This window comes from Burkholderia dolosa (assembly GCF_902499135.1).
Taxonomy (GTDB): domain Bacteria; phylum Pseudomonadota; class Gammaproteobacteria; order Burkholderiales; family Burkholderiaceae; genus Burkholderia; species Burkholderia dolosa.
Genome location: NZ_CABVPR010000001.1, coordinates 37197 through 63426 on the forward strand (window position 1 = coordinate 37197; position 26230 = coordinate 63426).

The window sequence follows — 26230 nt, forward strand, 5'->3', positions numbered from 1 at the left end:
GCATGCCCCACCGTAGATCCGTTCCCATGAAAGTCACGCTCATCCGCAAGCTCCCCGTCGCGGCCGACATCTGCGCGTTCGAACTCGCGCCGGCCGACGGCACCGCATTGCCGCCGTTTACCGCGGGCGCGCATATCGACGTCCACGTCGGCGGCTTCGTCCGCCAGTATTCGTTGTGCAACAGTCCGTCGGAAACCGGCATCTACCGGCTCGGCGTGCTGCGCGAACCGGCGTCGCGCGGCGGCTCGGTCGCACTGCACGCGTGCGAGCCGGGCGCCACGCTCGATATCGGCGCGCCGCGCAATCACTTTCCGCTCGATCCGCACGCCGCGCACAGCGTGCTGCTCGCCGGCGGCATCGGCATCACGCCGCTGCTCAGCATGGCGCTGCATCTGGCCGAAACCGGCCGATCGTTCGAACTGCATTACTGCGCACGCGAACCGGCGCGCGCCGCGTTCGTCGACCGGCTCGACGCGCCGGCGCTGAAGGCACGCACGCAGCTGTGGTTCGACGACGATCCAGGCGGCCGGCGCATCGATTTCGCGCAAGTGCTCGCGAAGCCGGATCCGCGTACGCATCTGTACGTGTGCGGGCCGGCCGGATTCATCGGCGCGGTGCTCGCCGCAGCCGCGCAGGCCGGGTGGGATCCGGCGAACGTGCACCGGGAATACTTCGGTCTGGCCGGCGCAGGTGCGGCCGGCGCAGGCGCGGCGGATGCCGGCGCGACAGAAGGCACGCGCGAAGCCGAACCCGGCACGGCCGCAGCAAATGGCGATCGCGCATTCCAGGTATCGCTCGCGCAATCGGGGCGCGTCGTCGACGTGCCGGCCGGCACGACGATCGTCGAAGCGCTGCGCGGCTGCGGCATCGAAGTGCCGGTGTCGTGCGAACAGGGCGTGTGCGGCACCTGCCTGACGCGCGTGCTGTCCGGCACGCCCGATCATCGCGACGTATATCTGACCGACGACGAACGCGCGGCGAACGATCAGATGCTGCCGTGCTGTTCGCGGGCGATCACGCCGATGCTGGTGCTGGATTTGTGAAAACCGGATGCGCGGCGCGTTCGGCGCGCGCGCCGCATACGCGTTGGAGCGCCGGCAATCGCGTCGCGCCGCGCGCCGCCGGCGGCGAGCGCGCCGCAGCTTACGCCGCGCGCGTCGCGCCGGCCACGATCACGCCCGCATCGGCGGCGTCGGCCGCATACATCGCGTCGACCAGCGCCGCGCGCCGCGCGAGCACCGCACGCTGATTGATCGACCCCTTGTCGGTCACTTCGCCGAGATCGAGCGACGGCGGCTCGTCGAGGATGCACAGCCGCGCGATGAACGTCGCGCTGCCGGTCGCGTCGCGGTTGAGCCGCGCGAGCAGGTCCGCGAAGAATGCGCGCACCGGCGGCGCGCGCAGCACGTCGCGCACGTCGGCGTCCGGCGCGGCGCCGGCGAGACGCCGGCAATCGTCGATGCGCGGAAAGATCATCACGCCGACGTCGTCGCGGTTCATCCCGGTCACGACCGCGTCCTGCACGTACGGCGCACCGTTCGACACGATCCGCGCGCGCATCGGGCCGACGCTCACGAACGTCCCCGACGACAGCTTGAAATCCTCCGCGATGCGGCCGTCGAACATCAGCCCGATCTCCGGACGCTCGGGATCGACGAAACGCACCGCGTCGCCGCTGCGGTAGTAGCCTTCGTCGTCGAACACCTCGCGCGCATCGTCGCCGCTCGCGCGCCAGTAGCCGGCCATCACGTTCGGCCCGCGAAAACGCGCTTCGAGCTTGCCGTCGACCGGCACCAGCTTCGCGTCGCAACCGGGCGCCGGCAGCCCGATGTAGCCGGCGCCCGACATCGGCCCGGTCGTGAACATGCACGACGGCGCCGCTTCGGTCATCCCGAGGCCCGCCATGATGCGGATGCGCTCGCCGCAGTGCGCGAGCGTCACGCGCTCGAGGCGGTCCCATGCGGCCTGCGACAACCCCGCGCCCGCGAAGAAGTACATCTTCACGCGCGAGAAGAACGTCGCGCGCAGCGCGGCGTCCGTTTCGAGCGCGGCGGTCAGCTCCTCCCAGCCTTTCGGCACGTTGAAATACACGGTCGGCGCGATCTCGCGCAGGTTGCGCAGCGTGTCGCCGAACTTGCCCGGCGCGGGCTTGCCGTCGTCGATATACAGCGTGCCGCCGTTGTACAGCGCGATGCCGACGTTGTGGCTGCCGCCGAACGTGTGATTCCACGGCAGCCAGTCGACCAGCACCGGCGGCTCGATCCCGAACTGCGGGAACGTTTCGAGCAGCATCTGCTGGTTGCTGCACAGCATCCTGTGCGTGGTCGGCACGGCCTTCGGCAGCCGCGTCGAGCCGGACGTGAACAGGAACTTCGCGATGTCGTCGCCGTCGACCGCGTCGTGCGCGGCATCGACGCTGTGCGGCACCGTGTCGAGCAGCGACGCGAAGCGCGTGACGCCGCGCGCGTCGTGCTGCCCGGACACGATCACGCGCTCGACGTCGGGCGGCACGGTCGCATCGAGCGCGGCGCGGTATGCGTCGCCGTCGGATGCGAACACGAGCCCCGGCGTCAGCAGTTCGAGCGCATGGCGCAGCTTGCCGAAGTCGCTCGATACGAGCGAATACGCGGGCGACAGCGGCGCATACGGAATGCCGGCCCACATCGCACCGAACGCGAGCTGCAGATGTTCGAGATCGTTGCCGGACAGGATCGCGACCGGACGCTCGGCCGACAGCCCGCGATCGAGCAGCGCCTGACCGATCGAGCGCGCGCGCTCGAGCATCTGCCGGTACGTGATGCCGATCCACGCGCCGTCGGCGCCGCGACGCGCGACCAGCCAGCGGTCCGGATGCGCGTGCGCGCCGCTGACGAGCCGGTCGGTCAACCGGCGCGGATACGCGCCGAGCGGCGTCGCCGCGCGCAGATACCAGCAGCCGTCGCGCTGCGCGATCTCCGGCGGCGCCGCGCCGATCGCGACGGGACGATAGCCGGCGGTTACGGGCTGCGCGGCGGCCGCGCCGCGCAGTTGGGTCGGATCCGCATCCAAGGTCTTGTCTCCGTTCGGTTCCGGGCCGCGCGCGTGCGCGCGATCGGCCGGAACGTCGTTGTGTCGTGTTTCATGCCGCGACGCGCGCGGCGCGCGGCTCGCTCCGATCGGGCGATTCAGATCGGGTAATGACGCGGGCCGGTCTGCACGGTGATCCAGCGCAGGTCGGTGAATTCGGCGATCGACGCCTTGCTGCCGAAGCGGCCGTAGCCGCTCGCCTTCACGCCGCCGAACGGCATCTGCGCCTCGTCGTGCACGGTCGGGCCGTTGATGTGGCAAATCCCCGATTCGATCCGCTTCGCGAGCTGCATCGCGCGTGCGATGTCGCGGCTGAACACCGCGGCGGACAGCCCGTACTCGCTGTCGTTCGCGGCCGCGAGCGCGGCCTCGTCGCCGTCGACGCGCTGCACGGTCACGACCGGCCCGAACGACTCGTCCGCGTACAGCTTCATGTCGCGCGTGACGCCGTCGACGATCGTCGGCTGCATCACCGCGCCGTCGACTTCGCAGCCGAGCGGCAGCGCGGCGCCGTGCGTACGCGCGTCGTCGACGAGCGCCGCGATCCGCTGCGCGGCCGCTTCGCTTTCGAGCGTGCCGAGCACGACGCCGGGCGCGGCCGGGTTGCCGGCCTTCAGCGTGCGCGCCTTCGCGACGAGCTTCTCGACGAACGCATCGGCGACCTTCCGGTCGACGATCACGCGCTCCGTCGACATGCAAATCTGGCCTTGGTTGAAGAACGCGCCGAACGCGACCGCATCGACCGCCGCATCGAGATCCGCATCGTCGAGCACGAGCACCGGCGCCTTGCCGCCGAGTTCGAGCAGCGCGGGCTTCAGATGCTGCGCGGCGAGCGTCGCGACGATCCGGCCGACGCGCGTCGAGCCGGTGAAGTTCACGCGCCGCACGGCCGGATTCGCGATCAGCCGCTCGACGATCGCGGGCGCGTCGTGCGGCGCGTGCGTGAGCACGTTGACGACGCCGTCGCCGAGCCCCGCGTCGTGCAGCACGCTGCCGATCAGCCGGTGCACGCCCGGACAGCCTTCGGACGCCTTCAGCACGACCGTGTTGCCGCACGCGAGCGGCATCGCGAGCGCACGCGTCGCGAGAATCACCGGCGCGTTCCACGGCGCGATGCCGAGCACGACGCCGCACGGCTGGCGCACGGCCATCGCGATGCTGCCCGGCACGTCGGACGGGATCACCGCGCCGTCGATCTGCGTCGTCATCGCGGCGGCCTCGCGCAGCATGTTCGCCGCGAGCATCACGTTGAAGCCGTACCAGTTCGCCATCGCGCCGGTTTCCGCGCGGCCGATCTCGATGAATGCGCCGGCGCGCGCGTCCATCGCGTCGGCTGCGGCGAGCAGCCGGCGGCGCCGCTCGGTCGGCGCGAGCGCCGCCCACGCGGGAAACGCGCGTGCGGCGGCCGCGACGGCGGCATCCGCGTCGGCGAGCGTCGCCGCGGCCGCGCGCGTCGCGACCTGTCCCGTCGCCGGATCGATCCGGTCGAACGTGCCGCCGTCCGACGCGCCGCGCGACACGCCGTCGATCAACAAACTCACTTCGTGCATTTCGCTGTCTCCGCTCAGGTTCCGCTCAGGCCAGGTGGCGCGCCGCAGCGCGCGTCAGCGCTTGTACGCCTGCAAGCCCGGCTTGATGCTCTTCTCGTCGAGGAACTGCTTGAGCCCCTGTTCGCGACCGCCTTCCGGATCGCGATAGTTCGCCTGGTCGAGCTTCGCGTAAAGATAATCCTCGTTCTGCTCCCACGTGAGCTCCCGGCAGCGCTTGAAGCCGTGCTTCGCGTTGCGGATCACGACCGGGTTCTTGTCGAGCAGCTTCGCGGCGAGCGCGCGCACTTCGTCGCGCAGCTGCGCGCGCGGCACGCTCTTGTTGACGAGCCCCATCTGCGCGGCCTGCTGCCCGGTGAACGTTTCGCCGGTCATGATGTAGTACAGCGCCTGACGGTGGCCGACGGTGTCCGCCATCGCCTTGCTGACGAGGTTGCCCGGCGGAATCCCCCAGTTGATTTCCGACAGCCCGAACACGGCTTCGTCGGCCGCGATCGCGAGATCGCACGCGACGAGCGGCGACAAGCCGCCGCCGAAGCACCAGCCGTTGACCATCGCGATCGTCGGCTTCGCATACATGCGCAGCAGCTGCCACTGCCAGCGGCTCGCGTCGCGGCGGATCTTTTCCTGCAGGATCTCGGGGCCGGCATCGACTTCGCGGAAATACTCCTTCAGATCCATCCCGGCCGTCCACGCGTCGCCTTCGCCGGTCAGCACGAGCACTTGCGCTTCCGCGTCGAGCTCGACGGTCTCCAGCACGTCGATCATCTCCGCGTTCAGCGTCGGGCTCATCGCGTTGCGCTTGTCCGGACGGTTCAGCGTCACCCACGCAATCCCGCCCTCGACCGTCACTTTCACGGTTTTCCAGCGCCCTTCGTAACTCATCTTCGTTCTCCAATGACAGTGCCGCCCTGCGCGACTCGCCACCAATTTACTATCAGGCTACCTGATATGTAAAGCGGAATGGAAGCGGGTCCGGACAAACCCCTAAACGGGCACGAACGCGCGGTTTTGCGCTGCAGCGCGGGAGGGAAGGACAGGAAGACGCTGCGGTCGGACAGCGTGCGGTTGGGGCGAATTCGAAAGCGGATGAGCGGCCGGCGGTGTGCGGGTGCGCGCGCGGGCGGGGTGCGCGAGGCGCGAGGCCCGAGCCGAAGAGATCGGATTTCGTCGACGATGCGGCGCTGCTTCACGTCGTCGGAATCGTGCGGCTGACCGGCGCGGACGCCGACGAAACGTGCTGCCGCCGCGGCTGCGTGCGCGCCCGGGCGGTATCGATAAGTGAACGTATGGCGCGCGGGACTGCCGCTGATTCACGCTGCTACGGAGCAGCCACGCGGACACGCTGCCGAGCTCGACTTAGTCCAAACGCAGCGCGCGAGTTCGAGCAGTTCGTGCGGTTCGCGCGCGCGGCGCGGGCGGTGTGATCGATGTGATCGATGTGATCGGTGCGGCGGCCAGTTTCAAGTACGGCGGCCGTTTTCAACGAACGGCAGCGGCGCACCCGCACACCGCCTGCCGCCCGACGCACCGCCGCCCTGCCCCCGACCTCAGCTCGCGCGTGCCGGCTTGAACCGCGCGGTCGGCATCCCCGCATGCCGCGTCGCCGCGACGAACACGCCGCCCGCGTGCGGATCGGCCGCGAGCGCTTCGTCGCTGAGCCCGACGCGCGCGCTCGTCACGTACAGCCGGCCGTCGCCGTCGAGCGTCGGGCAGCTCGGCTGCGCGGTCGGCACCGCGACGCGCTCGGTCTCGATGCCGTCCGGGCCGTAACGCACGACGCGCCGTCCGCCCCACTGCGCGCTCCACAGCCCGCCGTCGCGGTCGATCGTCGCGCCGTCCGGATCGCCGTCCGGATCGGTCAGGCGCGCGAACGGCCGCACGCCGGACACGCCTGCGCGGCCGTAATCGCAGACGAAGATTTCGCGCACCATCGAATCGCAGAAGTACAGCTTCGTGCCGTCCGGCGAAAACGCGATGCTGTTCGCGATCGCGGCCGGCGGCAACGCGAGCCGTTCGAGCGTGAGATCGGGATTGAGCCGATAGAAGCCGCCCACCGCGCGCGGCGGATCGCCGCCCTCGTCCTTCATCCCGAACACGAACGCGCCGAACGGATCGCAGCGGCCGTCGTTCAGCCGCGTCGGCAGTTCGGGCTCGACGTCGACGATCCGCGTGAACGCGCCGCTGTGCAGATCGAAGAACGCGAGATGCGTCGCGAGCCCGACGAGCAGCACGTTCGGATCGTCGGTCAGCGCGAAGCACGCGAGACGCTCGGGCATCGGCCACTGCGTGAGCGCCGAGCCGTCCGCGCGGCATCGCCACAGCCGCGCGCCCTCGATGTCCGTCCAGTACAGCGCGTGCGTCGCGTCGCACCATGTCGCGCCTTCGCCCAGCGCGTTGCGGCTGTCCGCGAGCAGGGTCGCCGACGCGGCCGGTTGATTCTGTTGCATGCCGTCTCCCGATGTCCGTCGCATTCTCAGGCGGACGCGCTGCCGGTCAGATCTTCATCGCGCGCCGCTGGTTGCGACGATACTGGTCGAACAGCACCGCGAGCAACAGAATTCCGCCGCGTATCAGATATTGGTAAAACGTCGGCACGTTCAGCAGGCTCATCGCGTCCTGCACCGAGCCCATGATCAGCACGCCGACGAGCACGCCGGAGATCGTCGCGACGCCGCCCGTCAGCGACACGCCGCCGAGCACGCACGCGGAGATCACGCCGAGTTCGAGGCCGACCGACGTCTTCGGATCGCCGAGGCTCATCCGCGACGCGAGCATCACGCCGGCGAAGCCGGTCACGAGCCCCTGCAGCACGAACACCGTGATCTTGATGCGCGTGACCGGCAGCCCCGCGAGCAGCGCGGCCTCGCCGTTGCCGCCGACCGCGAGCACGTTCTTGCCGAACACCGTCTTGCGCAGCAGGAAGCCGAACACGACGAAGCCGACGATGTTGCTCCAGATCGGATACGAGATGCCGAGGAACGATCCGCCGCCGAGGTCGAAGAAGCGCTCTTCGGAGATCATCACCGCGTCGCCGTTCGACGTGATGAACGCGAGCCCGCGCACGACTTCCATCATCGCGAGCGTGACGATCAGCGAATTGATCCGCCAGCGCGCGATCAGCACGCCGTTGACGAGCCCGACCGCGCCGCCCGCGAGCACGCCGGCCGCGATCCCGAGCACGACGCTGTGCGTCGCGGTGATCAGCGTCGACGCGACGACGCCCGAGAACGCGACGATCGACGCGACCGACAGATCGACCTCGCCGAGCGCGAGCACGAACATCATCGTGACCGCGATCGAGCCGATCAGCGTGACCGACAGCAGCAGGCCCTGGATGTTGCGCGACGTGAGGAAGTCGGGCACGGTCAGCGACAGCGTCACGAACAGCACGACGAACACCATCACGATGCCGGAGCGGTTGATCAGCTGCCACATGCCGCCGCGCGAGCGCGCAGCGGCCGCGGCGTCGGCGGACGGGGACGTGGATTGAGGTTGCATTGCCTGGCTCATGTCATTGCATTCCGGTTGTAACTGGCTAGCGCGGCAGCGCGAGCTTGATCAGCGTGTCGGGCGTCGCGTCGGCCTTCGTCACTTCGCCGGCGATGCGCCCTTCCTTCATCACGATGATCCGGTCCGACACGCCGATCACCTCGGCGAGATCGCTCGATACGAGGATCACCGTGCGGCCCGCTTCCGCGAGCTCGTAAAACAGGTTGTAGATTTCCGCGCGTGCGCCGACGTCGATGCCGCGCGTCGGCTCGTCCATCAGGAACACGTCGATGTGCTCGGCGAGCCAGCGCGCCAGCACGACCTTCTGCTGGTTGCCGCCGGACAGCGCGCCGATCGGCGTTTCGCCGTCGGGCGTCTTGATCGCGAGCCGCTCGATGTAGCGTTGCGCGAGCTCGCGCTCGCGCCGCGCGTCGAGCAGCATGCGTGCCGGGCTGAAATGCCGGCGCGCGCTGATGTTCAGGTTGTCGGCCACCGACGCAATCGCGACGATGCCTTCCTGCTTGCGGTCCTCCGGGCACAGCGCGATGCCGGCGCGCACCGCGTCGCGCGGGCTCGCGAACGCGACGCGCCGGCCGTTCAGCTCGACGTGGCCGCCGCTCGGACGCGCGGCGCCGTACAGCAGCTTCATCAGCTCGGAGCGACCCGCGCCGACGAGCCCGAAGAAGCCGACGATCTCGCCGCGGCGCGCGGCGAACGACACGGGCTCGGCGAGCCCGGGCCCGATCAGCCCCTTCGCTTCGAGCAGCACGTCGCCGGCCGCACGCGGCCGATAGCCGTACACGTCCTGGATCGAGCGGCCGACCATGCAGCCGATCAGCCGGTCGCGGTCGAGATCGGCGACCGATTCGAACGTCTCGATCCGGCGGCCGTCGCGAAACACCGTCACGCGATCGCACAGCGCGTCGACTTCCTCCATCCGGTGCGTCACGTAAATGATCGCGCGGCCGTCCGCGCGCAGCGCGCGGATGATCCGGAACAGCTGCGCCGTCTCGCGCGCGGACAGCGAACTCGTCGGCTCGTCGAACGCGATCACGCGCGCGTCGCGCATCAGCGCCTTGCCGATCTCGATCATCTGACGCTGGCCGATCGACAGATACTTCACCGGAATGCCCGGATCGATGTGCTCGCCGAGCCGCTCGAGCGCGTCGAGCGCGCGCGCGGCGAGCGTGCGCTCGTCGACCACGCCGAGGCGGCTCGGCAGCTGCCCGAGCATCAGGTTCTCCGCGACCGTCAGCTCGGGCACCAGATGCAGCTCCTGGTAGATGATCGCGATGCCGGCCTCGAGTGCGGCGCGCGTCGATCCGAAGCGCTGCTCGGTGCCGTTCAGCGTCAGCGTGCCGGCCTGCGGCTGGTTCACGCCCGACAGCACCTTCAGCAGCGTCGATTTCCCCGCGCCGTTTTCGCCCATCAGCCCGTGCACTTCGCCCGCGCGCACCGACAGCGACACGCCGTCGAGCGCGCGCACGCCCGGGAAGGTCACCGTGATGCCGTCGAGCGCCAGCAGCGGGCCGCCCTGCGGCGGCATGCCGGCGCTGGCGTCGGCGTCGTCGGGCGCTACGGCCGTCATCGTCTGCATCGTCATCGTTTCCTCGCTTCGCGCCCGCTCAGATGCCCAGCTCGGCACGCACGGCCTGCCAGTTGCTGCGCGTCATCAGCTTGCCGCTCGTCTGCGTATCGGCCGGCGGCACCTTGCCCTTGCGGATCCAGTCGACGAGATTCTGCGTGCTCTCCTTGCCGTGGTTCGTCGAGCTGACCGCGATCGTGCCGAAGAAGCCGGTCGGTTCCTTCTTCTGGAATTCCGCGAACGCTTCGCCCGCGCCGTTGATGCCGACGCCGATCACGTCGGCGGCCGGGATGTGCAGCTGTTCGGTCGCGCGCACCGCGCCGAGCACGGTTTCCTCGTTCAGCGCGTAGATCACCCACTTCTTCACGTTCGGATGACGCGCGAGCACCGGCGCGGCCGCGCTGAAGCCGCCTTCGTCGTCGGTCGTCTTCTGCGGCGCGTCGAAGATGTTCTCCTTGCGGAAGCCGTTCGCGAGCAGCGCCTGCGTCGCGCCGTCGGTGCGCAGCTTCGCGGTCGGCAGCTCGTAGTTCGTGATCCGCAGCGCGCCGACTTCCTCCGGCTTCCAGCCGCGCCGCTTCATCTCGTCGGCAATCGCCTGGCCGACCTGGTTACCGATCTTGGTCGCCGACATCCCGAGGTGCGGCACGTTCGGCAGCGGCTTGCCGGTCGAGTCGACGAGCTGGTCGTCGACCGTCACGAACTTCATGTTGTAGCGCTTCGCGCGCGCGGCGATCGCCGGCCCGAGACGCACGTCGGGCGCGCAGATCACGAAGCCCTGCGCGCCTTGCGAGCCGAGGTTGTCGATCGCGGCCAGCACCTTCTCGCCGTCCGGCGTGCCGATCTTCACGACCGAGAAGTTCTCCTTCTGGCCGAGCGCGGCTGCCGCGTTCTGCTCGTTGATGAACCATGCCTGCTCGGGCATCTTCACCAGGAAGCCGATCTTCAGCGGCGCGTCGGCGTGCGCGGTGCCCTGCAGGCCGAGCGGCGCGATGCAGAGCGCGGCCAGAAGGGCGCGCAGGGTGTGTCGGCGAATCGTGCGGTTCATGCTGTGTCTCCTTGTATCGGCTTGGGTCGTGGTCATGGTTGGTGGCCGGTCGCGACGCTGCGCGCCGGCGCTTTTCAGCGGCCGAACGCGTCGGTCTCGACGCGCCGGCCGAACAGGAACGCGTCGGCGACGAGCCGCAGCGGCCGGACGTCGACATCGCTTTCGCCGCGCGCGATCAGCGTGCGGAAATGCGCGTACAGCGCAGGATACTCGCGCTCGGGCCCGATCTCGACCGGTTCGCCGTCGATCGACAGCTGCGCGCCGCCGCGGCTGATCGCGAGCACGCCGTCGGACGTGTCGACCGCGATCTCCCATTGCTCGACCGGGCCGTGGCGCCAGTCGAATTCCGCGCGCACCGGCACGCCGTCGGTATCCGCGCAGTCGAGCTCGGCCGCGATCGGCGTCTGCACGTCGCTCGGCACGAACAGCGTCGCCTCGCGCAGCACGAGCTCGCGCGGCAGGATCCGCGTGACGATCGACAGCGCGTTGATGCCCGGATCGAATACGCCGAGGCCGCCGGGTTCCCAGATCCATTGCTGCCCCGGATGCCAGCGCCGCACGTCCTCTTTCCAGCGCACCTGCACCGCGCGGATCGTACGCGTCGCGAGCCAGGCGCGCGCGGGCTCGACCGCGCTCGCGCAGCGCGAATGCCAGGTCGCGAACAGCGTGAGGCCGCGCGCCCGCGCGAGCGCGTCGAGTATGGCGACTTCGCCGAGCGTCGCGCCCGGCGGCTTCTCGAGCATCACGTGCTTGCCCGCTTCGAGCGCCGCGCGCGCCTGCGCGTAGCGCACCTGCGGCGGCGCGCACAGCGACACCGCCTGCAGCTCGCGCTCCGCGGCCAGCAGCGCGCGCAGGTCCTGATAGTTGCGTACGCCGGTGACTTCCGCATGACGGCTGGCACAGGCGGTGAGCGCGAAGCCCGGTTCGGCGGCGATCGCCGGCAGATGCTGGTCGCGCGCGATCTTGCCGATCCCGACGACGCCCAGCGAAATCACATCGCTCATCGTGCGTTCCTCCTTCGTCGTCCGCTCAGCGCGCCCAGCGCAGCACGAGCGGGTCGAGCCGGCGCGCGATCGCGATCAGCTCGGCGCGCGTGTCCGGATGCAGCTCCGGCATCGGATGCCGCGGCCGCTCGCACGCGATCACGCCGCCTTCGCGCATCAGCGCCTTCGCGCTCAGGATCCCGGACTGACGGTTCTCGTGATTGATCAGCGGCAGCCACCGCTGGTAGTGCGCGAACGCATCGTCGTGGCGCCCTTCGCGGTGGGCTTCGAGAATCGGACGGATGCCGTCCGGATACGCGCCGCCCGTCATCGCGCCCGTCGCGCCCGCGTTCAGGTCGGCGAGCAGCGTGATCGCCTCCTCGCCGTCCCACGGCCCTTCGACCGCGTCGCCGCCGAGGCGGATCAGCTCGCGCAGCTTGTTCGCGGCGCCCGGCGTCTCGATCTTGAAGTACGACACCTGCTCGATCTCGCGCGCCATCCGCGCGAGCAACGGCGCGGACAGCACCGTGCCGCTCGCGGGCGCGTCCTGGATCATGATCGGAATGTCGATCGCGTCGGACACGCGCGCGTAGAAATCGTAGATCTGCGCTTCGGGCACGCGGAACGTCGCGCCGTGATACGGCGGCATCGCCATCACCATCGCGGCGCCGAGCTGCTGCGCGCGCAGGCTGCGCGCCGCGCATACCTGCGTGCTGTAGTGCGTCGTCGTGACGATCACGGGCACGCGGCCCGCGACGTGTTCGAGGATCGTGCGCGTGAGCACGTCGCGCTCGTCGTCGGTGATCGCGAACTGCTCGGAGAAGTTCGCGAGGATGCACAGCCCGTCCGAGCCGGCGTCGATCATGAAGTCGACCGCGCGCTTCTGGCTCGCGAGGTCGAGTTCGCCGGTGTCGGTAAACGTCGTCGGGACGACGGGGAAAATGCCGCGATAGCGCGGGGTACGGCTCGATGTCATGGTTCGGGTCCTGCGTCGGTCGGCGCGGCGGTCAGCCGCAAAAAAACAATGCGTTCAGGATTCGCGTGCGAGCGTGCCGGCCGCCGGCTGCGGCGCGCGCAGCGCGGCACGCACCACGAACGTCATCAGCACCGCGAACAGCAGCGTCGCCGCGAGGAAGTACAGGCCGGCCGCGAGGCTGCCGGTCGACGCCTTGATCAGGCCGATCCCGTACGGCCCGACGTAGCCGCCGAGGTTCGCGAGCGAATTGATCGCGGCGATGCCGACGGCCGCGCTCGTGCCGGTCAGGAACTCGCCGGGCAGCGCCCACACGACCGCCTGGATCGAATACAGCGAGAACGCGGTCAGGCAGATGAACGCGAACTGCAGCGCCGGCTGCCGCACCGACGCGCTCGCGGCCATCGTCAGCGCGGCGGCGGCCGATACGACGACGATATGCCAGTAGCGTTCGCGCTTGCGGTCCGAATGGCGCGGCACGACGAGCAGGCCGATCACCGCGAACAGGTACGGGATCGCGGACAGCAGCCCGGTAGCCGCATCGCCGGTGCCGAACGCGTGGATGATCGTCGGCAGCCACAGCGACAGCCCGTAGATGCTCAGCGGAAACGGCAGGAACAGTGCGGCGAGCAGCAGCACGCGCTTGTCGCGCAGCGCGGCGAGCGGATTGCGGTGCGAGTCGGGGCGATAGGTGTCGCGATCGGCGGCGAGCTGCCGCGCGATCCAGCGCCGCTGCGCGTCGTTCAGCCAGCGCGCACGCGCAGGCGAGTCGGGCAGCAGCCGCAGCGTCGGCCACGCGAGCAGCACGGCCGGCAGGCCGCTGACGACGAACAGCGTCTGCCAGTTCGACATCCCGAACAGCCCGTGCGCGGACAGCAGCAGCCCCGCGAGCGGGCCGGTGACGATGCCGGCGATCGGCTGCGCGAGCACGAGCAGGCCGATCACGCGCGCGCGGTCGCGCATCGGGAACCATTGCGTGAGGAAGTACAGGATGCCCGGATACAGGCCGGCCTCGGCTGCGCCGAGCAGGAAGCGCAGCACGTAGAAGCTCGTCGGGCCTTGCACGAGCGCCATCGCCATCGTGATCACGCCCCAGGTCGCGAGAATGCGCGCGAACCACACGCGCGCGCCGAAGCGTTCGAGTGCGAGGTTGCTCGGCACTTCGCACAGGAAGTAGCCGATGAAGAAGAGGCCGGCGCCGAGCCCGTATGCGGCGTCGCCGATCCCGACTGCCGCGTTCATGTGGAGCTTCGCGAAGCCGACGACGGTACGGTCGACGTACGCGACCACGTAGATCAATGCGAGAAACGGTACGAGCTTGCGCGTGAGCATGCGCATCAGTTGCCGTTCGTCGACGGTTGCCGGCGAGTCGGACGGATCGGCCGCGGTATTCGCGGACGTGTGCTGCGTCGTCATCTTGTCTCCTGTCGGTAGGCGTTAGCGCTTTAGCGCTTACGGCTACCCCATGCTTCGCGGTCGGTCCACGTTAGCGCTTCAGCGCTTACGGGCACCCCATGCTTCGCGGTCGGTAGGCGTTAGCGCTTTAGCGCTTACGGCTACCCCATGCTTCGCGGTCGGTGCCCGCTGGCGCTTTAGCGCTTACGGGCACCCCATGCTTCACGATCCGTCCACGTTAGCGCCTTAGCGCTTACAGCCGCCCATGCTTCACGGTCGGTCCACGTCAGCGCTTCAGCGCATCCAATCGCCCCACGCTTCACGGTCAATCAACATCAGCGCTTACCGCTCACATCCACCCACGCGTCGCGATCGGCGGCCACCAGCGCTTCACCGCTTGCACCCACGCGCGACGCTGTTTCCTCTGCTCCCGCCGCGCGCCGCCGTACGACGCAAGCGCGCGGTCGCGCACGCCGTTCAGTGCGAGTGGCTCGGCACTTCGGCGCCGCGCGTGCCGACCAGGAAGTCGAGGTCGCACCCTTCGTCGGCCTGCAGCACGTGATCGATATACAGCCGCGCATAGCCGCCCTTGCCGAGCTGTCCGGCGACGCCCGGCGCGGCGGTCGGATCGACGTCCGACAGCCGGCGCTGCAGTTCTTCGTCGCTGATGTCCAGATGCAGCGTGCCGGCCTCGCAGTCGAGCTCGATCCAGTCGCCGTTGCGCACCGCCGCGAGCGGCCCGCCCGCGGCCGCTTCCGGCGCGACGTGCAGCACGACCGTCCCGTATGCGGTGCCACTCATCCGCGCATCGGAAATCCGCACCATGTCCTTCACGCCCTGCCGCAGCAGCTTCGGCGGCAGTCCCATGTTGCCGACCTCCGCCATGCCGGGATAGCCGCGCGGCCCGCAGTTCTTCAGCACGAGCACCGAGCTCGCGTCGACGTCGAGCGACTCGTCGTTGATCGTCGCCTTGTAGTGATCGAAGTTCTCGAACACCACCGCGCGGCCGCGATGCTTGAGCAGTTCGGGGCTCGCCGCGGACGGCTTCAGCACCGCGCCGCGCGGCGCGAGATTGCCGCGCAGGATGCGGATGCCGCCGTCGGCGATCAGCGGCCGATCGAGCGGACGAATCACCTCTTCGTCGTAGTTCGGCGCTTCGCGCACGTTGTCCCACAGCGACTTGCCGTTTACCGTCAGCGCGTCCGGATGCGGCAGCAGCCCGCCTTCGCCGAGCCGGCGCAGCACCGCCGGCAGCCCGCCCGCGTAATAGAACTCTTCCATCAGGAAGCGGCCCGAAGGCATCAGGTCGACGATCGTCGGCGTGTCGCGGCCGATGCGCATCCAGTCTTCCAGTTCGAGCGGCACGCCGATGCGGCCCGCGATCGCCTTCAGGTGGATCACCGCGTTGGTCGAGCCGCCGATCGCCGCGTTCGCGCGGATCGCGTTCTCGAATGCGGCGCGCGTCAGAACCTTCGACAGCACGAGCCCTTCGAGCGCCATCTCGACGATGCGGATGCCCGACATGTGCGCGAGCACGTAGCGGCGCGAATCGACAGCCGGAATCGCCGCATTGTGCGGCAGCGACACGCCGAGCGCCTCGGCCATGCATGCCATCGTCGACGCGGTGCCCATCGTGTTGCAGGTGCCGGCCGAGCGCGACATGCCGGCTTCGGCGGACAGGAAGTGATGCAGATCGATTTCGCCGGCCTTCAGCGCTTCATGCAGCTGCCACACCGCCGTGCCGGAGCCGATGTTCTTGCCTTCGAGCTTGCCGTTCAGCATCGGGCCGCCCGACACGACGATCGCCGGCACGTCGCAGCTTGCGGCGCCCATCAGCAGCGCGGGCGTCGTCTTGTCGCAGCCGGCGAGCAGCACGACCGCGTCGATCGGGTTGCCGCGGATCGCTTCCTCGACGTCCATCGACGCAAGGTTGCGCGTGAGCATCGCGGACGGCCGCAGGTTCGATTCGCCGTTCGAGAACACCGGGAACTCGACCGGGAACCCGCCCGCCTCGAAGATCCCGCGCTTCACGTGCTCGGCGAGCTTGCGAAAATGCGCGTTGCACGGCGTCAGTTCGGACCACGTATTGCAGATGCCGATGATCGGCCGGCCGTCGAACTCGTGATCGGGAATGCCCTGGTTCTTCATCCAGCTCCGGTACATGAAGCCGTTCTTGTCGTTCGTGCCGAACCATTGAGCGGAGCGCAGCCTGGGTTTTGTTGCCGACATCGTCTGTCCTGTAAAGGCGGGATACCGGCGCAGTCTAGGCACATTTTTGATAACTCGCTAATGACGTTTTGGTCGATTACGATATCGAATCCGATATCGATATAAACCCGTACGATGCCCGAAGCCAGTCCGTGGGGAAACCGCAGCCGCCTGAAGACCCGCCAGCTTCTGCTGGTCGTCGCGCTCGCCGACGAAGGCAGCATCCACCGCGCGGCGGCCGCGCTGAACATGACGCAGCCGGCCGCGTCGAAGCTGCTGCGCGAGCTCGAGGAATCGATCGGCGCGGTGCTGTTCGAGCGGCTGCCGCGCGGCATGCGGCCGACGCTGTACGGCGACGCGCTGATCCGCCACGCGCGCGCGGCGCTCGGCAGTCTCGATCAGGCGCGCGAGGAACTCGCCGCGCTGAAGGCCGGGCACCTCGGCCACGTGGCCGTCGGCGCGATCACGTCGCCGGGCCTGCGGCTCGTGCCGCCGGCCGTCGCCGCGGTCAAGGGCACGCACGCGAACATCCGCATCTCGGTCGAGATCGACACCAGCATCACGCTGCTCGAGCACCTCGCGCAGGAACGGCTCGACATCGTGCTCGGCCGGCTTTCCGCCGAACACGACAAGCTGCATCTTCGCTACGAGCCGCTGACCGGCGAGCCGGTGGCCGCGGTCGTGCGGCCCGGCCACCCGCTGCTCGCGCATGCGCCGCTCGCGCTCGCGGACGTGCAGCGCGCCGCGTGGGTCGTGCCGCCGGCCGGCAGCGTGCTGCGCCACCGCTTCGAGCTCGTGTTCCAGCGCGCGAGCCTCGCGCCGCCGGCGAACGTCGTCGAGACGGCCGCGCTGCTGTTCATCACGCAGGTGCTCGAGCAGAGCGACATGATCGCGGTGCTCGCCGAAGACGTCGCGCACTACTATGCGCGGCACGGGATCGTCACGGTGCTGCCGCTCGAAATGGATTGCCGGATGGATGATTTCGGGATCATCACGCGCACCGACCGGCTGCAGTCGCCGGCGGTGTCGGTGATGGTCGATGCGATCCGGACGGCGGCGCGCGAAGTCTACGGCGTCGGGGCGTGACGCGGCGCCGCGCCGCTCGTCCCGCGCACGACGAGCCGCGGCGGCGACGCGACGCGCATGCGCAGCGCGTCGTCGATACGTCCGCCCGCCTCGCGCAGCGCGTTCAGCAGATCGACCGCGAGATCGGCCGCCTCGGCGGTCGGAATCGCGACGGTCGTCAATGTCGGGCGAGTATCGCGCGCGAGCTGGATGTCGGTAATGCCGACGATCGACAGATCGTCCGGCACGCGCCGTCCGCGATCGGCGGCCGCGTGCAGCGCGCCGATCGCCGGCAGATCGTTGGTCGCGAGAAGCGCAGTGAGGTCCGGACGCGCATCGAGCAGTCGGCCCGCCGCACGCAGCCCGCCTTCGATCGAATCGGGCTCGGCCGCGACGATCGACGCGTCGAGCCCCGCTTCACGCATCACGTCGACAAAGCCGTCGTAACGCGCCGCCTGCACGCCCCCCGCGCAACCGCCGACGATCGCGCCGATCCGCTTGTGCCCGAGTTCGAGCAGATGCCGCGTCGCGATCCGCCCCGCGTCGCGAAAATCCACCGCGACGCACGGCAGCCCGTCCGGCGGCGCTTCGGGCCGCTCCCACATGCACAGCACGACGGGCACGCCGCGCCGCGTCACTTCGAGCAGGTCCGGCAGATGGCTCGCGTTCGTCACGAGGATGCCTTCGGACACCGTGCCGGCGATCTGGTCCAGATACGCGCGCCCCTGCGACGGATCGTCGTTCGTGTTGCAGACGATCAGGAATTGTCCGTTGCGGCGCACCGCGCGCTCGACCGCCAGCGCGAACTCCGGATAGAACGGGTTCGCGATGCTCGATACCATCAGCGCGACGGTCGGCGCACGGCCTTCGGCGAGCGCGCGCGCGGCGAGATGCGGCCGATAGCCGAGCGCATGCACGGCGGCCAGCACCTTCGCGCGCGTCGCGTCGCCAACGCGGCCGCGATTGCGCAGCACGTTCGACACCGTCGCGGCCGTCACGCCGGCGCGACGCGCCACTTCATCCAATGTCGCCATCGTCTGCTCACTATATGAGACGTCGATCCAGTATTTGCCTGCTTTGCCCGAAGCGGCGCACTATCGCCGCACGCCCTGCCGCCGGACCGGCGGCGCGAACCGGCCGCGATCGCAATCGCCGTTTTTTTAGGCTGCGATGATTAAGCGCTTAATCAGTGCGGCAGCGCATTAGAACATGGAGCGGAGACAATGGCGAGCATCTCGATGCGACGCGTGCAGAAAGCCTACGGCGAGCACACGCCGGTCATTCGCGACGTCGATCTGGAGATCGGCGCGCACGAGTTCTGCGTGTTTCTCGGGCCGTCCGGCTGCGGCAAGTCGACGCTGCTGCGCCTGATCGCCGGGCTCGAGGACCTGAGCGCCGGCGAACTGGCGATCGACGGCCGCCGCGTCGACGACGTGCCGGCCGCCGAGCGTGGCGTCGCGATGGTGTTCCAGAGCTACGCGCTGTTTCCGCACATGACCGTCTACGAGAACATGGCGTTCGGGCTGAAGCTCGCGCGCGTGCCGAAGGCGGAAATCGACCGCAAGGTGCGCGACGCCGCGCGGATCCTGCAGCTCGACGCGCTGCTCGAACGCAAGCCGAAGGCGCTGTCGGGCGGTCAGCGGCAGCGCGTCGCGATCGGCCGCGCGATCGTGCGCGAGCCCGGCGTGTTCCTGTTCGACGAGCCGCTGTCGAATCTCGACGCGGCGCTGCGCGGCCAGACCCGCGTCGAAATCGCGCGGCTGCACCGGCAGTTCGAGCGCGCGAGCGTCGTCTACGTGACGCACGACCAGACCGAGGCGATGACGCTCGCCGACAAGATCGTGCTGCTGCACGCCGGCGCGGACACCGCGCAGCACGGCAGCATCGCGCAGGTCGGCGCGCCGCTCGATCTCTATCACCGGCCGGCGAGCCGCTTCGTCGCCGGCTTCATCGGCTCGCCGCGAATGAACTTCCTGCCGGCCGTCGTGACCGCGTGCGACGCGCGCCGCACGACGGTCACGCTCGTGCCGTCCGGCGAAAGCTTCACGCTCGCGCGCGACGGCGCCGCGCTCCGTCCCGGCGAACCGGTGACGCTCGGCATTCGTCCCGAACACCTGACGCTCGGCGCTGCCGACGGAACGACGACGCTCGTGCGCGACGTCGCGCTCGTCGAACGGCTCGGCGAGCAGACCTGCGTGCATCTCGATCAGCCGGGCGGCACGCCGCTGATCGCGAAGGTGCCCGGCGACGCGCACGTGCGGATCGGCGAGCGCATGCCGGTGCATGCGCCGGCCGCCGCGTGCCACCTGTTCACCGAAGACGGCCGCGCGGTGCCCGCGTGCGCCGACGTCCACGTCCACCACTACGCATAAGGATCGGGCATGCGCCTCGGAGTCTGCTACTACCCGGAACACTGGCCGGAATCGATGTGGGCGAACGATGCCCGCCGGATGAAAGCGCTCGGCATCGCGCAGGTGCGGATCGCCGAATTCGCATGGAGCCGCATCGAGCCGTCGCCCGGCGAATACGACTGGGGCTGGCTCGATCGCGCGGTCGACGTGCTCGGCGCGGCCGGCCTCGACGTCGTGATGTGCACGCCGACCGCGACGCCGCCGAAGTGGCTGGTCGACCGGCACCCCGACATCCTCGCGATCGGCGCGGACGGCCGGCCGCGCGCGTTCGGCTCCCGCCGCCATTACGACTTCTCGTCGCCGACCTATCTCGACGCGTCGCGCCGGATCTGCACAGCGGTCGCCGAACGCTACGGCCGCCACCCGGCCGTGCGCTACTGGCAGACCGACAACGAGCTCGGCTGCCATCAGACGGTCGTCAGCTACTCGCCGGCCGCGCTCGTGCGCTTTCGCGAATGGCTGAAGGCGCGCTACGGCACGATCGATGCGCTGAACCGCGCGTGGGGCACGGTGTTCTGGAGCATGGAGTATCGCCACTTCGACGAGGTGGACGCGCCCGTCGGCACCGTCACGGAGGCGCATCCGACGCATCGGCTCGACTACCGGCGCTTCGCGTCCGACGAAGTCGCGCGCTATCACCGGATGCAGGTCGACGTGATCCGCGCGCATTCGCCGGGCCGCCCGGTCGCGCACAACTTCATGCAGCTGTTCACCGAGTTCGACCACTACGACGTCGCGCGCGATCTCGACGTCGCGACGTGGGACAGCTATCCGCTCGGCGCGCTGGAAGAACACTGGTTCGCGCCGGGCGTGAAGGCGCGCTGGCTGCGCACCGGCCACCCCGACTTCGCATCGTTCAATCACGACGTGTATCGCGGGATGTCGAAGCTGCCGTTCTGGGTGATGGAGCAGCAGCCGGGGCCGGTGAACTGGGCGCACTGGAACCCCGCGCCGCTGCCGGGGATGGTGCGGCTGTGGAGCTGGGAAGCGTTCGCGCACGGCGCCGGCTGCGTGTCGTACTTCCGCTGGCGGCAGGCGCCGTTCGCGCAGGAGCAGATGCACGCGGGCCTGCACACGCCGGACGACCGGCTCGACGAAGGCGGCCGCGAAGCCGAGCGCGTCGCGCGCGAGATCGCGACCGTGCGCGACGCCGATGCGGACGCGGACGCCGCGGTGCGCGCGCCGGTCGCGCTCGTCTTCGATTACGAAGCGAAGTGGCTGTTCGAAGTGCAGCCGCAGGGCGCGGACTTCCATTACCCGCGCATCGCGTTCGAGTACTACTCGGCGCTGCGCTCGCTCGGCTTCGACGTCGACGTCTTGTCCGCGCACGCGCCGCTCGACGGCTACCGGCTCGTCGTCGTGCCGCCGCTGCCGATCGTGCCGGACGATTTCGCGGCACGCATCGCGGCATCGGGCGCGCATGCGGTGTTCGGGCCGCGCACCGGATCGAAGACCGCCGATCTGCAGATTCCGCCGACGCTGCCGCCCGGCCCGCTCGCGTCGATCCTGCCGATTCGCGTGTGGCGCGTCGAATCGCTGCGGCCGAACGTGACCGAGCCGGTCGACGGCACGTTGCGCGACGGTTCGCCGTTCGCGGGCCGCGCGCAGCGCTGGCGCGATCTCGTCGAACTGCACGACGCCGCGCGCAGCGCCATGCGCGCGCGCTTCGCGGACGGCCATCCGGCGTACGTGTCGCACGGCGCGCTGCACTACTGGGCCGCGCTGTTCGACGACGCGACGACCGTGCGGCTGTTCGCCGACGTCGCGGCCGAAGCCGGCCTTGCGCCGACGCCGCTCGCCGACGGCGTACGCATCAGCCGCCGCGGCGGCCTCACGTATGTCGTCAACTACGGCGACACGCCGCACACGATCGATGCGGTGCCGCCGTCGGCGTTCGTGCTCGGCGCCGCGCAGGTCGAGCCGCAGGGCGTCGCCGTTTATCGCAGCGGTTCGTAGCAGTCGTCCGCAGCGGCGTTTCGTACCAGCATTTCGCAGCAGCGTTTCGTACCACCGTTTCGTAGCAGCCGTTCGTAGCAACCGCCCCCGGCGCCGCAACGCGCCGGTCACGCACAACGACACACAGGAATGGAGACAGACATGACCCATCGCCCTCTTCGCGTCGCTGCCAGGCTCGCGACGGCCGCCGCCGTCGCGCTCGCGTCGCTCGCCGCGACCGCACCCGCCAACGCCGGCACGATGACGATCAACATCGCGTTCAAGGGCGCGAGCCAGCGCGCGGTCTGGCAATCGACGCTCGAAGCGTTCCGCAAGGCGCACCCGGACATCGACGTGAAGGCGACGTTCGTCGACGAGGAGGCGTACAAGGTGCAGCTGCCCGCGTGGCTCACGACCGTCGCGCCGGACGTCGTGAACTGGCACGCGGGCGAGCGGATGGCGTACTACGCGAAGCGCGGGCTGTTCGAGGATCTGAGCGGCGACTGGGCGAAGAACGGCTGGGACGCGATGTACGCATCGACGCGCAGCGCATCGTCGTACAACGGCAAGCAGTACGCGGCGCCGACCGTCTATTACTCGTGGGGGCTCTTCTATCGGAAGGACCTGTTCCGCAAGGTCGGCATCGCCGACGAACCGAAGACGTGGGACCAGTTTCTCGACGCGTGCAAGAAGCTGAAGGCCGCCGGCATCACGCCGATCGCGGTCGGCGGCCGCGACGCGTGGACGCTCGCCGGCTGGTTCGACTATCTCGACCTGCGGCTGAACGGCAACGCGTTCCACCAGCAGCTGATGGCCGGCGACGTGCCGTACACCGACCCGCGCGTGAAGAAGGTCTACACGACGTGGAAATCGCTGATCGATGCCGGCTACTTCATCGACAACGCGCTGTCGTACGATCTCGACGGCGCGCAGCCGTTCCTGTTCCAGGGCAAGGCCGCGATGATGCTGATGGGCACGTTCATCGCAGCCGGCTTCCCGCCGAGCGTGAAGCCCGAAATGGGCTACTACCGCTTCCCGATCATCGACCCGAACGTGCCGACCGCCGAGGACGGCCCGGTCGAATCGCTGCACATCCCGACGAAGGCGAAGAACAAGGCCGACGCGCACACGTTCCTCGCGTTCGTCGAAACGCCCGAGATCGGCGCGAAGCTCGCGGAAGGCCTCGGCTCGCTGTCGGCCAACAGCAAGTCGCCCGAGCCCGCCGACCCGATCTCGCGCATCGGCTTCCGGATTCTCGCCGACACGAAGGGCGGCGTCGCGCAGTTCTACGACCGCGACATGACGAAGGAAATGGCCGACGAAGGGATGAAGGGCATGCAGCAGTTCGTCGCGAATCCCGCGCAGCTCGATACCGTGCTCGCGCAGCTCGAGCAGACCCGCAAGCGGATCTACAAGAAGTAAGCGCGTGACCCCTGCGGCGGCCCGCGCCGCCGCGTCCGTTCAGGAGGCTTGCCGTGTCCAGTCCGATCCCGTCCAGCCCGCCCGCCGGCGCGGCCGGCACGCCGCGCGAAGCGGCGCCGGGCCCGCATTCCGCGCGCCGCCCGTCGCCCGCCGTGCGCCGGCAACGGCGCGCCGCGTGGCTGTTTCTCGCGCCCGCATGCGCGATGGTGGCCGTCTACGTGATCTGGCCGATCCTGTCGACGCTGTGGCTGAGCCTGTGCAACTGGGACGGGATGACCGAGCGCACGTTCGTCGGGCTCGCGAACTACGTCGAGCTGCTGCATGCGCCGACGTTCTACACCGCGCTGCGCAACAACGTGATCTGGCTCGCGCTGTTCATGCTCGCGCCGCCGCTCGGCCTTGCACTCGCGCTCTACCTGAACCAGGCGGTCGCCGGCATCCGGCTCGTGAAGTCGCTGTTCTTCGCGCCGTTCGTGCTGTCGGGCGTGGTCGTCGGGCTGATCTTCTCGTGGTTCTACGATCCGACCTTCGGGCTGCTCGCGCTGATCGCCGGACACGGGATTCCGGTGCTCGGCGACGCGCGCTATGCGACGTTCGGCGTCGTATTCGCCGCGCTGTGGCCGCAGACCGCGTACTGCATGATCCTGTACCTGACCGGCCTCACGTCGGTGAACCCGGAACAGATCGAAGCGGCGCGGATGGAAGGCGCGCGCGGCTTCGCGCTGCTGTGGCACGTCGTGCTGCCGCAGCTGCGGCCGACCACGTTCATGGCGATCGTCGTCACGGTGATCGGCGCGCTGCGCAGCTTCGACCTGATTTCGGTGATGACCGGCGGCGGTCCGTTCGAAAGTTCGACCGTGCTCGCGTATTACATGTACGACCAGGCGATCAAGTACTACCGGCTCGGCTATTCCGCGTCGATCGCGGTCGTGCTGTTCGCGATCATGCTCGTCTACATCGCATTCCAGTTGCGCCGGATGCTGCGCAACGAGCAGTGAACCCACCGGGAGCCCTCATGTTTCCGACACCCGTCGCCCAATGGAAGCCCGTGTCGCGCCGGCTGTACAAGCTGTCGCTGCCCGTCGCGCTCGTGATCTGGCTGCTGCCGCTGATCGCCGTGTTCGTCACGTCGGTGCGCTCGACCGAGGAGCTCGTCGAAGGCCACTACTGGGGCTGGCCGCGGCACTTCTCGATGATCGAAAACTATCGCGACGCGCTCACCACGTCGCCGATGCTGCATTACTTCTGGAACAGCGTGCAGATCACGGTGCCGTCGGTGCTCGGATCGATCGCGCTCGCCGCGATGGCCGGTTTCGCGCTCGCGACGTACCGGTTCCGCGGCAATACCGCGCTGTTCGGCACGTTCGTCGCCGGCAACTTCGTGCCGGTGCAGGTGCTGATGATTCCGGTGCGCGACCTGTCGCTCAGGCTCGGTGTGTTCAATACGGTCGAAGCGCTGATCCTGTTTCACGTCGCGTTTCAGACCGGCTTCTGCACGCTGTTTCTGCGCAACTTCATCAAGCAGCTGCCGTTCGAGCTGATCGAAGCCGCGCGCATCGAGGGCGCCGGCGAGTGGACGGTGTTCTGGCGGATCGTGCTGCCGTTGATCCGGCCCGCGCTCGCGGCGCTCGCGATCCTCGTGTTCACGTTCGTGTGGAACGACTACTTCTGGGCGCTGTGCCTGACGCAGGGCGACGAAGCCGCGCCGATCACCGCGGGCGTGGCCGCGCTGAAGGGACAATGGACGACGTCGTGGAACCTCGTGTCCGCCGGGTCGATTCTCGCCGCGCTGCCGTCCGTCGCGATGTTCTTCGCGATGCAGAAGCATTTCGTCGCGGGGCTCACGTTCGGCGCGACGAAGGGCTGAACGCGCCAGCCGCACACGCATCTCCCCCTCCGCATCGAGAGGTTGCCCGCTTCGGCGGGCTTTTTTTGTCGTGCGGGATCGGGCCGGCGGTCGATGCGGCGCATTGCGGGCGCTCATCGGCGCGACCGACCGATGAGCGCTCGTGTCCGATCGGACGTCCGATCGTCCGGCAGCCATTCTTCCGACGGAAATCGCGCGACGTTTCGGTTCGGTCCGAGCGCCGTCCGCCGCCGGTCAACGCGAAGCGCCGAACAACTGAATCACGACGCCGCGCAGCCACCGGTTGCCGGCCTCTTGGTGATAGCGCGCATGCCAATGCTGCCGTACGGCAAACCCTTCGACCGCGATCGGGCACGCATGAACCGCCAGATCGCTCGCGTGAGCGAGCGTCTCGCCGATATGACGAGGAAGCGTCGTGATCAGGTCGGTGCTCTGGATGATCGCGCCCAGGCCGAGAAAGCCCGGCAGCTCCAGCACCACGTCGCGCTCGATACGCGCGTGGCGCAGCGCCTGCTCGAGAAGCTGCGCGCCGGTTCCCGCGGTAATCGCGACATGGCCTTCCGAACGATACTGCTTCGCGCCGAGACGGCCGCGAATCCTCGGATGATGCCGATTGGCCAGGCATACCCAGTCCTGGTCGTACAGCTTCTGCTGATAAATACCGCCGCCGAGCCACGGCACATAGCCGATCGCGAGATCGGCTTCGCCCGATTCCAGCGCGCGCTCCGTGTTGCCGTCGATCCGCGCGACCTCCAGCCGCACGCCGGGCGCCTGCGCACGCACGTGCGCGAGCAGCCGCGGCAGCAGCGTGACGTGGCTCGCGTCGGTCATGCAGATGCGGAACCGCCGCTGCGCCGTCGCCGGATCGAACGCGATCTCCCACGCGGCGAAGCGGCGCAGCGACTCGAGGATTTCCCGGCACGGGCCGATCAGCGCGTCGGCCTGCGGCGTCGGCGCCATGCCGCCGGGCGTGCGGATGAACAGCGGATCGTGAAGATGTTCGCGCAGCTGTCCGAGCCAGATGCTGATCGTCGGCTGGCTCTGGCCGAGCTGCTCGGCGACGCGCGTGACGCTGCGCACGTCGTACAGAAGATCGAAAAGCTGCAGCAGCTTCAGGTCGGGCAGATCGGCGGGCATCGTCGCATTATTGACCAGGGCAATGGCGTCATTGTAGCCATTGCATTGTCCGCATGAGCGGCGGCTCCTATCGTACGGCCATACGTCAAGGAGAAGCCT

General features: G+C 69.1%; 20 protein-coding genes. 7 read left to right on the forward strand and 13 right to left on the reverse strand.

Annotated elements, in window-relative coordinates; genetic code table 11:
* The first annotated feature begins 26 nt into the window (after positions 1-26).
* Entirely contained in the window at positions 27-1043 is a 1017-nt protein-coding gene (locus BUB20358_RS00180) for a PDR/VanB family oxidoreductase (protein ID WP_035974779.1), read from the forward strand.
* A 100-nt stretch (positions 1044-1143) separates the two neighbouring features.
* Here BUB20358_RS00180 and BUB20358_RS00185 read toward each other — a convergent pair whose 3' ends face one another.
* The 11 genes from BUB20358_RS00185 to BUB20358_RS00235 all read right to left on the reverse strand — a co-directional run bounded on the left by BUB20358_RS00185 (position 1144) and on the right by BUB20358_RS00235 (position 16315).
* Positions 1144-3048, reverse strand: coding sequence for a feruloyl-CoA synthase (locus BUB20358_RS00185; protein ID WP_035974781.1), 1905 nt, complete (start codon positions 3046-3048; stop codon positions 1144-1146).
* 116 nt (positions 3049-3164) lie between these two features.
* Complete coding sequence (locus BUB20358_RS00190) at positions 3165-4616, reverse strand: aldehyde dehydrogenase (RefSeq protein WP_035974791.1); 1452 nt, start codon at positions 4614-4616, stop codon at positions 3165-3167.
* Positions 4617-4670: 54 nt separating this feature from the next.
* Positions 4671-5498, reverse strand: coding sequence for a p-hydroxycinnamoyl CoA hydratase/lyase (locus tag BUB20358_RS00195; protein ID WP_035974793.1), 828 nt, complete (start codon positions 5496-5498; stop codon positions 4671-4673).
* 665 nt (positions 5499-6163) lie between these two features.
* Positions 6164-7063, reverse strand: coding sequence for an SMP-30/gluconolactonase/LRE family protein (locus BUB20358_RS00200; RefSeq protein WP_035974795.1), 900 nt, complete (start codon positions 7061-7063; stop codon positions 6164-6166).
* Positions 7064-7109: 46 nt separating this feature from the next.
* Positions 7110-8126: an L-arabinose ABC transporter permease AraH gene (gene araH, locus BUB20358_RS00205; RefSeq protein WP_006766676.1), complete on the reverse strand. Its 1017-nt coding sequence runs from the start codon at positions 8124-8126 to the stop codon at positions 7110-7112.
* A 25-nt stretch (positions 8127-8151) separates the two neighbouring features.
* Entirely contained in the window at positions 8152-9708 is a 1557-nt protein-coding gene (gene araG / locus BUB20358_RS00210) for an L-arabinose ABC transporter ATP-binding protein AraG (protein WP_035974797.1), read from the reverse strand.
* A 22-nt stretch (positions 9709-9730) separates the two neighbouring features.
* Positions 9731-10735 carry an arabinose ABC transporter substrate-binding protein gene (locus BUB20358_RS00215; protein ID WP_035974799.1) on the reverse strand — a complete coding sequence of 335 codons (1005 nt, stop codon included), beginning with the start codon at positions 10733-10735 and terminating at the stop codon, positions 9731-9733.
* Positions 10736-10809: 74 nt separating this feature from the next.
* Positions 10810-11739 carry a Gfo/Idh/MocA family protein gene (locus BUB20358_RS00220; RefSeq protein WP_006766678.1) on the reverse strand — a complete coding sequence of 310 codons (930 nt, stop codon included), beginning with the start codon at positions 11737-11739 and terminating at the stop codon, positions 10810-10812.
* A 25-nt stretch (positions 11740-11764) separates the two neighbouring features.
* Positions 11765-12694, reverse strand: coding sequence for a dihydrodipicolinate synthase family protein (locus BUB20358_RS00225; RefSeq protein WP_006766679.1), 930 nt, complete (start codon positions 12692-12694; stop codon positions 11765-11767).
* Between the two features lie 54 nt (positions 12695-12748).
* Positions 12749-14107 carry an MFS transporter gene (locus BUB20358_RS00230; RefSeq protein ID WP_006766680.1) on the reverse strand — a complete coding sequence of 453 codons (1359 nt, stop codon included), beginning with the start codon at positions 14105-14107 and terminating at the stop codon, positions 12749-12751.
* Between the two features lie 456 nt (positions 14108-14563).
* Positions 14564-16315, reverse strand: coding sequence for an IlvD/Edd family dehydratase (locus tag BUB20358_RS00235; protein ID WP_006766681.1), 1752 nt, complete (start codon positions 16313-16315; stop codon positions 14564-14566).
* A gap of 114 nt (positions 16316-16429) precedes the next feature.
* On the opposite strand from BUB20358_RS00235, the gene BUB20358_RS00240 reads away from it, so the two are divergent.
* Positions 16430-17380, forward strand: a complete 951-nt coding sequence (locus BUB20358_RS00240; protein ID WP_006766682.1) for a LysR substrate-binding domain-containing protein — start codon at positions 16430-16432, stop codon at positions 17378-17380.
* On the opposite strand, the gene BUB20358_RS00245 is transcribed toward BUB20358_RS00240, so the two are convergent.
* On the reverse strand, positions 17362-18393 hold the full coding sequence (locus BUB20358_RS00245; protein ID WP_006766683.1) for a LacI family DNA-binding transcriptional regulator: 1032 nt from the start codon (positions 18391-18393) through the stop codon (positions 17362-17364). The two genes, BUB20358_RS00240 and BUB20358_RS00245, sit on opposite strands and share 19 nt — an antisense overlap.
* 189 nt (positions 18394-18582) lie before the next feature.
* Here BUB20358_RS00245 and BUB20358_RS00250 point away from each other — a divergent pair, with 189 nt between their 5' ends.
* The 5 genes from BUB20358_RS00250 (at position 18583) to BUB20358_RS00270 (ending at position 24994) form a co-directional block, all read left to right on the forward strand.
* Positions 18583-19731: an ABC transporter ATP-binding protein gene (locus BUB20358_RS00250; protein ID WP_006766684.1), complete on the forward strand. Its 1149-nt coding sequence runs from the start codon at positions 18583-18585 to the stop codon at positions 19729-19731.
* A 9-nt stretch (positions 19732-19740) separates the two neighbouring features.
* A complete protein-coding gene (locus tag BUB20358_RS00255) occupies positions 19741-21726 on the forward strand; it encodes a beta-galactosidase (protein ID WP_006766685.1) in 1986 nt (661 codons plus the stop codon).
* A 141-nt stretch (positions 21727-21867) separates the two neighbouring features.
* Positions 21868-23127, forward strand: a complete 1260-nt coding sequence (locus BUB20358_RS00260) for an ABC transporter substrate-binding protein (protein WP_006766686.1) — start codon at positions 21868-21870, stop codon at positions 23125-23127.
* 53 nt (positions 23128-23180) lie between these two features.
* On the forward strand, positions 23181-24125 hold the full coding sequence (locus tag BUB20358_RS00265) for a carbohydrate ABC transporter permease (RefSeq protein ID WP_006766687.1): 945 nt from the start codon (positions 23181-23183) through the stop codon (positions 24123-24125).
* Between the two features lie 17 nt (positions 24126-24142).
* Entirely contained in the window at positions 24143-24994 is an 852-nt protein-coding gene (locus BUB20358_RS00270) for a carbohydrate ABC transporter permease (RefSeq protein ID WP_006766688.1), read from the forward strand.
* Between the two features lie 234 nt (positions 24995-25228).
* On the opposite strand, the gene BUB20358_RS00275 is transcribed toward BUB20358_RS00270, so the two are convergent.
* Positions 25229-26149: a LysR family transcriptional regulator gene (locus BUB20358_RS00275; RefSeq protein ID WP_035975399.1), complete on the reverse strand. Its 921-nt coding sequence runs from the start codon at positions 26147-26149 to the stop codon at positions 25229-25231.
* Positions 26150-26230 lie beyond the last annotated feature (81 nt).

Bases quoted from the DNA above. Each gene is read 5' to 3' on its own strand.
- BUB20358_RS00180 (WP_035974779.1), top strand. From the start codon at position 27: ATGAAAGTCACGCTCATCCGCAAGCTCCCCGTCGCGGCCGACATCTGC.
- BUB20358_RS00190 (WP_035974791.1), bottom strand. From the start codon at position 4,616: ATGCACGAAGTGAGTTTGTTGATCGACGGCGTGTCGCGCGGCGCGTCG.
- BUB20358_RS00195 (WP_035974793.1), bottom strand. From the start codon at position 5,498: ATGAGTTACGAAGGGCGCTGGAAAACCGTGAAAGTGACGGTCGAGGGC.
- BUB20358_RS00200 (WP_035974795.1), bottom strand. From the start codon at position 7,063: ATGCAACAGAATCAACCGGCCGCGTCGGCGACCCTGCTCGCGGACAGC.
- araH (WP_006766676.1), bottom strand. From the start codon at position 8,126: ATGAGCCAGGCAATGCAACCTCAATCCACGTCCCCGTCCGCCGACGCC.
- araG (WP_035974797.1), bottom strand. From the start codon at position 9,708: ATGACGATGCAGACGATGACGGCCGTAGCGCCCGACGACGCCGACGCC.
- BUB20358_RS00215 (WP_035974799.1), bottom strand. From the start codon at position 10,735: ATGAACCGCACGATTCGCCGACACACCCTGCGCGCCCTTCTGGCCGCG.
- BUB20358_RS00220 (WP_006766678.1), bottom strand. From the start codon at position 11,739: ATGAGCGATGTGATTTCGCTGGGCGTCGTCGGGATCGGCAAGATCGCG.
- BUB20358_RS00225 (WP_006766679.1), bottom strand. From the start codon at position 12,694: ATGACATCGAGCCGTACCCCGCGCTATCGCGGCATTTTCCCCGTCGTC.
- BUB20358_RS00230 (WP_006766680.1), bottom strand. From the start codon at position 14,107: ATGACGACGCAGCACACGTCCGCGAATACCGCGGCCGATCCGTCCGAC.
- BUB20358_RS00235 (WP_006766681.1), bottom strand. From the start codon at position 16,315: ATGTCGGCAACAAAACCCAGGCTGCGCTCCGCTCAATGGTTCGGCACG.
- BUB20358_RS00240 (WP_006766682.1), top strand. From the start codon at position 16,430: ATGCCCGAAGCCAGTCCGTGGGGAAACCGCAGCCGCCTGAAGACCCGC.
- BUB20358_RS00245 (WP_006766683.1), bottom strand. From the start codon at position 18,393: ATGGCGACATTGGATGAAGTGGCGCGTCGCGCCGGCGTGACGGCCGCG.
- BUB20358_RS00250 (WP_006766684.1), top strand. From the start codon at position 18,583: ATGGCGAGCATCTCGATGCGACGCGTGCAGAAAGCCTACGGCGAGCAC.
- BUB20358_RS00255 (WP_006766685.1), top strand. From the start codon at position 19,741: ATGCGCCTCGGAGTCTGCTACTACCCGGAACACTGGCCGGAATCGATG.
- BUB20358_RS00260 (WP_006766686.1), top strand. From the start codon at position 21,868: ATGACCCATCGCCCTCTTCGCGTCGCTGCCAGGCTCGCGACGGCCGCC.
- BUB20358_RS00270 (WP_006766688.1), top strand. From the start codon at position 24,143: ATGTTTCCGACACCCGTCGCCCAATGGAAGCCCGTGTCGCGCCGGCTG.